Origin of the sequence: Oceaniovalibus guishaninsula JLT2003, from assembly GCF_000299575.1 — a bacterium.
GTDB lineage: Bacteria > Pseudomonadota > Alphaproteobacteria > Rhodobacterales > Rhodobacteraceae > Palleronia > Palleronia guishaninsula.
The window spans coordinates 109732-117155 of the sequence record NZ_AMGO01000001.1; the positions used below are offsets into that span (position 1 = coordinate 109732).

At 65.4% G+C, this 7424-nt stretch carries 5 protein-coding genes; 4 read left to right on the plus strand and 1 reads right to left on the minus strand.

The annotated features are described in order from the left end of the window. Positions 1-93: 93 nt before the first annotated feature. From aceE to OCGS_RS00605, 4 genes are read left to right on the plus strand one after another with little or no spacing between them, the layout of a single operon-like run. Positions 94-2748 carry a pyruvate dehydrogenase (acetyl-transferring), homodimeric type gene (aceE, locus tag OCGS_RS00590; protein ID WP_007425269.1) on the plus strand — a complete coding sequence of 885 codons (2655 nt, stop codon included), beginning with the start codon at positions 94-96 and terminating at the stop codon, positions 2746-2748. A 25-nt stretch (positions 2749-2773) separates the two neighbouring features. Next, complete coding sequence (aceF, locus tag OCGS_RS00595; protein ID WP_007425270.1) at positions 2774-4087, plus strand: dihydrolipoyllysine-residue acetyltransferase; 1314 nt, start codon at positions 2774-2776, stop codon at positions 4085-4087. 13 nt (positions 4088-4100) lie between these two features. After that, a complete protein-coding gene (gene lpdA, locus OCGS_RS00600) occupies positions 4101-5855 on the plus strand; it encodes a dihydrolipoyl dehydrogenase (RefSeq protein WP_007425271.1) in 1755 nt (584 codons plus the stop codon). 13 nt (positions 5856-5868) lie between these two features. After that, the gene (locus tag OCGS_RS00605) at positions 5869-6360 is read left to right on the plus strand and encodes a phasin family protein (protein ID WP_238538194.1); all 492 of its coding nucleotides are present in this window, start codon (positions 5869-5871) and stop codon (positions 6358-6360) included. Between the two features lie 16 nt (positions 6361-6376). Here the strand turns inward: OCGS_RS00605 and OCGS_RS00610 are convergent. Next, positions 6377-7424, minus strand: a 1048-nt coding sequence (locus OCGS_RS00610) for an MATE family efflux transporter (protein ID WP_040610187.1), incomplete at its 5' end; no start/stop codon positions are given.

Genomic DNA, 7424 nt, shown 5'->3' on the forward strand with positions numbered 1-7424 from the left:
AGCCAATCGTCGGATGTCCGCGAGCGCGGGGCCTTCAGGCCACCGCGTTGCCCGTCCGCGACCCCATCTTCCGCAATGCGAGGGGAGTTCGCGATGAAAGACGGCATGCCTGATATCGACCCGGTCGAATCCCAGGAGTGGCAGGAAGCGATAGAGGACGTGATCGCGCGCGACGGGCCGGACCGGGCGCACTGGCTGCTGGACAAAGCGGTGCAGCAGGCCCGCGCGGCAGGTGCCAATCTGCCCTTCAGCGCCACCACCCCCTATCAGAACACCATCCCCGCCGACGACCTTCTGGAAATCCCCGGCGATGCGGACATGGAAAAGCGGATCCGGTCGATCAACCGCTGGAACGCCATGGCGACGGTCGTGCGGCGCAACAAGGAAAGCAGCGAATACGGCGGCCACATCGCCAGCTTCGCGTCCGCAGCGGTGATGTACGACATCGGGCTGAACCATTTCTGGCGCGCGAAATCGGCGATCCACGGCGGCGATCTGGTGTTCTTCCAGGGCCATGTGATCCCCGGCATCTATGCGCGCAGCTTCATGGAAGGCCGCATCAGCGAGGAACAGCTGACCAATTTCCGGTCCGAAGTGGCGGGCGGCGGGTTGTCGTCCTATCCGCATCCGTGGCTGATGCCCGATTACTGGCAGTTCCCGACCGTCAGCATGGGGCTTGGTCCGCTGATGGCGATCTATCAGGCGCGGTTCATGAAATACATGCACAACCGCGGCCTGATCGACATGGCCGACCGCAAGGTGTGGTGCTTCCTCGGCGACGGTGAGATGGACGAGCCCGAATCGCTGGGTGCCATCGCGCTGGCCGCGCGCGAAAAGCTCGATAACCTGATCTTCGTGGTGAACTGCAACCTGCAACGGCTCGACGGGCCGGTGCGCGGCAATTCCAAGATCGTGCAGGAGCTTGAGGGCCATTTCCGCGGCGCCGGCTGGGAAGTGATGAAGGTGCTGTGGGGCAAGGGCTGGGACGACCTGCTGGAGCGGGACACGACCGGCAAGCTGCGCCAGCTGATGGACGAGACGCTGGACGGCGATTACCAGACGTTCCGGTCCAAGGACGGCGCCTATATCCGCGAGCATTTCTTCGGCAAATATCCCGAAACGGCCGCTCTGGTCGAGGACTGGACCGACGACGAGATCTGGGCGCTGCGCCGCGGTGGCCACGATGCGCGCAAGGTCTATACCGCGTTCAAGCGCGCGACCGAGGTCGAGGGCCAGCCGACCTGCCTGCTGATCAAGACGGTCAAGGGCTATGGCATGGGCAAGGCCGGCGAGGGGATGAACACCACGCACCAGCAAAAGAAGATGGACGAGGAGCAGCTTCGCGCGATGCGCGACCGCTTCAAGATCCCTGTGGACGACAAGGATCTGCCCAAGGCGCCGTTCGTCAGCCTGAACAACGCGCAAAAGGCGTATCTGGCCGATCGACGCAACGATCTGGGCGGGCCGTTCCCGCAGCGCTTCACCGATGCGCCGTCGCTGGAAGTCCCGGCACTCGACGCCTTTTCGCGCGAACTGAAATCGACGGGCGAGCGCGAGATCTCGACCACGATGGCGTTCGTGCGGATCCTGACGACGCTGCTGCGCGACAAGAAGATCGGCGACCGGATCGTGCCCATCGTGCCCGACGAATCGCGCACCTTCGGGATGGAGGGGCTGTTCCGCAGCGTCGGCATCTACAATCCGCTGGGCCAGCAATACACGCCCGAAGACCGCGATCAGATGTCCTATTACAAGGAATCGACCGACGGTCAGGTATTGCAGGAAGGCATCAACGAAGCGGGCGCCATGGCCGACTGGATCGCGGCGGCCACGTCCTATTCCAACCACGGCGTGCCGATGGTGCCGTTCTACATCTACTATTCGATGTTCGGTTTCCAGCGGGTCGGCGATCTGGCCTGGGCGGCGGGCGACAGCCGCGCGCGGGGCTTTTTGCTGGGCGGCACCGCGGGCCGCACGACGCTGAACGGCGAAGGCTTGCAGCACGAGGACGGGCATAGCCACATCCTGTCCAGCACGATCCCCAACTGCATCAGCTATGACCCGACCTTCAGCTATGAGGTCGCGGTGATCGTGCAGAGCGGGTTGCAGCGGATGTTCGCGGATCAGGAGGATGTCTATTTCTACATCACTCTGATGAACGAGAACTATCATCACCCCGACATGCCGATGGGCGCCGAGGAAGGCATCCTCAAGGGCCTCTACCGCTTCCGCAAGGCCGACAAGCCCGGCAAGAAGCATGTCAACCTGATGGGATCGGGCACGATCCTGATGCAGGCGATCCGGGCGGCCGAGATGCTGAAGGAGGATTTCGGCGTCACGTCCGACATCTGGTCCGCCACCAGTTTCACCGAACTGGCCCGCGAAGGGCAGGATTGCGCCCGCTGGAACAGGCTCAATCCGCTGAGCGATCCCAAGGTGCCGTATATCACGCGGATGCTGGAGAAGGCCGAAGGCCCGATCGTGGTGGCGACGGACTACATGAAGAACTTCGCCGAGCAGGTCCGCGCCTTCGTCCCGCAGTCGATGACGGTTCTGGGAACGGACGGGTTCGGGCGGTCGGACAGTCGCGTCAACCTGCGCCGCTTCTTCGAGGTGGACGCCAACCACATCGCCGCCGCCGCGATGGTCGAGCTGTTCCGCAAGGAGGCGGTCAGCCGCGCCGACATGGAAAAGGCGCTGAAGCGTTACGAGATCGACGGCGACAAGCCGAACCCGCGGCTGGTTTGATCAGAAAAGCAAGGATTCGAATAGAATGGCTACTGAAGTAAAAGTGCCCGATATCGGCGATTTCTCGGACGTTCCGGTCGTCGCGGTGCTGGTCAAGGCCGGCGACCGGATCGAGAAGGAAGATCCGCTGATCGAGCTGGAGAGCGACAAGGCGACGATGGAAGTGCCGTCCTCGGCCGCGGGAACGGTCAAGGAAGTCCTTCTGAAGGAAGGCGACAGCGCCGGCGAGGGCACGGTCATCCTGCTGCTGGAGGAAGGGGCCGAGGGCGGCGGCAAGGCCGACCCCGAAAAGGCCGAGGTCGACGAGAAGCCGAAGAAGTCCGACGAACAGTCAGGCGCCGCCAAGTCGCAGCCAGCCGCGCCCCAGCCCTATAATGCGGCGCAATCGGCGCAGCATCAGGCCGGGTCGGTCGTCGATACCGGCAGCGACAGGTTCCACGCGTCGCCGTCGGTTCGGGCCTTCGCGCGCCGCGTCGGTGTCGATCTGCGGCAGGTCAACGGCACGGGCCGCAAGGGCCGGATCCTGCGCGAGGATGTCGAGAAGGCGATGAAGGCCGCCGTTCCCGCGGGCGGTGGCGCCGCGTCGGCGGCGCAGGGCGGCATGGGAATCCCGCCGATCCCGACGGTCGATTTCTCCAAGTTCGGCCCGGTCGAGACGGTCGAGATGACCCGCATCCAGAAGCTGAGCGGCCCCGCGCTGCACCGGTCCTGGCTGAACATCCCGCATGTCACCCATGACGAGGACGCGGACATCACCTCGCTCGACGCTTACCGCAAGGAGCTGGACACCGCCGCCAAGGCCGAAGGCTATCGCGTCACGCTGCTGTCCTTCGTCGTCAAGGCCTGCGTATCGGCGCTGAAACAGCACTGGCAGTTCAATTCGTCCCTCCATCCCGATGGCGACAAGCTGATCCGCAAGGATTTCTACAATATCGGTTTCGCCGCCGACACGCCGAACGGCCTGATGGTGCCGGTCATCAAGGACGCCGACCGAAAGGGCATCGTCGAGATTTCCAAGAACCTCGGCGATCTGAGCCAGGCGGCGCGCGACGGCAAGCTGAAAAGCCAGGACATGCAGGGCGCGACCTTCACCATTTCGTCGCTTGGCGGCATCGGGGGGACAGGGTTCACCCCCATCGTCAACGCGCCCGAAGTCGCGATCCTGGGCCTGACGCGCAGCGCGATGAAGCCGGTCTGGAACGGGACCGAGTTCGAACCGCGCAACATGCTGCCCATGTCGCTGAGCTATGACCACCGCGCCATCGACGGGGCGCTGGCCGCCCGGTTCGCGGCGCATCTGAAATACCTGCTGGGCGATGCCCGGCGGCTGATGCTGTAAGGGGCCCGGCGCCATGGACATCAAGGTTCCCGATATCGGCGATTTCAAGGACGTGCCGGTCGTTTCTGTGCTGGTCAAGGTCGGCGACAAGGTCCGCAAGGAAGACCCGCTGATCGAGCTGGAAAGCGACAAGGCCACGATGGAGGTGCCGTCGCCCAACGACGGCACCGTCACCGACATCCGCGTCAAGGAAGGCGACACGGTTTCCGAAGGCGACACGATCATGGTCTTCGATGTGGCCGAGGACGCGGTCACGCCCGACAAGGGCGCGCCCAGGGGCGGCGCGGTCAAGCCCGACCCGGTAACGCACGAAAAGCAAGACGCGGCGCCGAAGCATACCGGCGACAAGGGCGACATGCATGCCGAGGTGGTCGTCCTGGGATCCGGTCCCGGCGGCTATACGGCGGCATTCCGCGCGGCGGACCTGGGCAAGGACGTGATCCTGATCGAACGGTATCCGTCGCTGGGCGGCGTCTGCCTGAATGTCGGCTGCATCCCGTCCAAGGCGCTTTTGCACGCGGCCAAGGTCATTTCCGAAGCCGACGAGATGGCCGATCACGGCATCGGGTTCGGCAAGCCGCAGGTCGATGTGGACAAGCTGCGCGGCTGGAAGGACAGCGTCGTCAAGCAGTTGACGGGCGGTCTGTCGGGTCTGGCCAAGCAGCGCAAGGTGCGCACCGTCGAGGGCAGGGGGTCGTTCAGCGGACCCAACGCCATCACGGTGGAAACCGGCGAAGGCAGCAAGACCGTGACCTTCGACCAGTGCATCATCGCCGCCGGCAGCCAGCCGGTGAAGCTGCCCTTCGTGCCGCATGACGATCCGCGGGTGGTGGACAGCACCGGCGCGCTGGAACTGGATGGCATCCCCGAAAGGATGCTGGTCCTGGGCGGCGGCATCATCGGGTTCGAGATGGCGACGGTCTATGACGCGCTGGGATCGGCCGTCACCGTGGTCGAGCTGATGGACCAGATCATCCCCGGCTGCGACAAGGACATCATCAAGCCCCTGCAAAAGCGGATGGAGAAGCGTCTGGCCGCGATCCGCCTGAAGACCAAGGTCACGGCGGTCGAGGCCAGGGAAGACGGCCTGCACGTCACGTTCGAGAGCGAGGACGGCAAGTCCGATACCGACCGGTTCGACAAGGTGCTGGTCGCCGTGGGCCGCACGCCCAACGGCAAGCTGATCGACGCGGACAAGGCGGGCGTCGCCGTCACCGACCGCGGCTTCATCGAGGTCGATCACCAGCAGCGCACCAACGTGCCGCATATCTTTGCCATCGGCGACGTGGTGGGCCAACCGATGCTGGCGCACAAGGCCGTGCACGAAGGCAAGGTCGCGGCCGAGGTGACGGCGGGGCACAAGCGCGCCTTCGACGCGATGGTTATTCCTTCCGTCGCCTATACCGACCCCGAGGTCGCCTGGGTCGGCGTGACCGAGGAGCAGGCCAAGCGTGATGGCATCAGATATGGCAAAGGGGTCTTTCCCTGGGCCGCCTCGGGCCGCAGCCTGTCAAACGCCCGCAGCGAGGGCATCACCAAGCTGATCTTCGACCCCGAGGACGACCGGGTGATCGGCGCGGCCATCGTCGGCACCAATGCGGGCGATCTGATCGCCGAAGTGGCGCTGGCCATCGAGATGGGTGCGGATGCCGTCGATCTGGGCCATACTATCCATCCGCATCCGACCTTGTCGGAGACGGTGAACTTCGCCGCTGAAATGTTCGAGGGAACCATCACCGATCTGATGCCCCCGAAGAAACGCGCCTGAGGAGGGCATGACCATGGCAGACAATCCCTTTGACTTCACCAAGATGTTTTCGGCGTTCCAGCCCGACCAGATGATGCGGATGTGGAACCCGCAGGCGATGATGAAGCCGTTCGCCGCGCCGCGTTCGGACATGTTCGACATGGAAGCGGTCATCCAGGCGAACCAGCGCAACTTCGAGGCGATGGCCGAGGCGAACCGCGCCGCGGCGCAGGCCTACAAGGACCTTCTCGACAAGCAGATGGAGATTTTCGAGAAGATGACCCTGGCCGCGCGCCAGCAATACGAATGGGCCGAGGATACCGCCGGCCCCGATACGATGAAGGCGCGCACGAAGGCGATGAACGACGCCGTCGAGGAAGCGCTGGAACTGATGAAGAAGCTGGCCGAAACGACGCGCGAAGCCAATGCCGAAGCCTACAAGGCCGTGCAGGGCCAGGTGAAGGATGCGGTGGACAACGTGAAGAAGGCGGGATCCGCCGGCAGCGCGGCGGGTTCGCGCGGCTGACCCGACGCGACGGGGATCAGGCCGGCGCCTTCGGGGCCGGCCCGGCCATGTCGAACAGACGGTTGCGGCGCGCGACCCACAAGGCCGCCGCAGCCCCCGCAAGATTGGCCGCGAAAGCCGCCCAGACGATGCCGCCGAACCCGGCCACCGTCACCCCGACCCATGCGGCGGGCACATAGACCAGCCCGATCCGGGCCAGCGACAATCCCATCGACCATAGCGCCCGGTCGCGCGCGTTCAGCGCCGCGTTGCCGGTGATCAGGATGCCGTAGCCGAAGATGCTGAACCCCACGATGCGCAGATATTGTGCGGCGATGGCGGTGTCGTCTTCGCCCGACGCGACCCAGCCTGCGAATGTCCCGGCGAAGAAGAACAGCACGGCGGCCAGCACCGCGCCATAGGCCAGGCACATCGCGAACGTGTCGCGCGTGGCGCGCGCCGCGCGGTCCTGGCGATCGGCGCCCCAGTTCTGCCCGACGACCGGCCCGATCCCCGAGGACAGCGCCAGCAGCGGCACGAAGGCCAGCGCCTGAATGCGGGTCGCCGCGCCGAAGCCCGCAACGGCCGTTTCGCCCAGGGTCGCGACGGCGGCGGTCACGGCGGCAATGCCCATCGGATTGATCGCGTTCGAAAAGGCCGCGGGCAGCCCGACGCGGAAGATGCGCCGCGCCGAATCGTGCAACCCCTCGGTCAGCTTGCCGCCGGTGCCCAGCAACCCCTGCCGGCGCGCCCACCGGATCGCTCCCAGCACCGCGACGATTCGCGCGATGGCGGTGGCCAGGCCCGCCCCGCCCGTTCCCATCGCCGGAACCGGCCCGAGGCCGAAGATCAGCAGCGGATCCAGCCCGATATTCAGGACGGCAGCGGCGGACATCACGACAGCCGCCGTCACCCCGTCGCCGCGCGCGCGGAAGATGGCATTCAGGATCGACATCAGCACGAGGAAGGGAAACGACAGCGCCCACCACAGCGCATAGGGCGTGACATGGGCCATCACCGCGTCCGACGCGCCCAGAAGCGAAAAAAGCGGCCGGTGCAAAAGCGCGAAGGTCAGCGCCACGATC

What these genes read in the sequence shown, in the direction of transcription:
- aceE (WP_007425269.1), top strand. Translation starts at nt 94, where the DNA reads ATGAAAGACGGCATGCCTGATATCGACCCGGTCGAATCCCAGGAGTGG.
- aceF (WP_007425270.1), top strand. Translation starts at nt 2,774, where the DNA reads ATGGCTACTGAAGTAAAAGTGCCCGATATCGGCGATTTCTCGGACGTT.
- lpdA (WP_007425271.1), top strand. Translation starts at nt 4,101, where the DNA reads ATGGACATCAAGGTTCCCGATATCGGCGATTTCAAGGACGTGCCGGTC.
- OCGS_RS00605 (WP_238538194.1), top strand. Translation starts at nt 5,869, where the DNA reads ATGGCAGACAATCCCTTTGACTTCACCAAGATGTTTTCGGCGTTCCAG.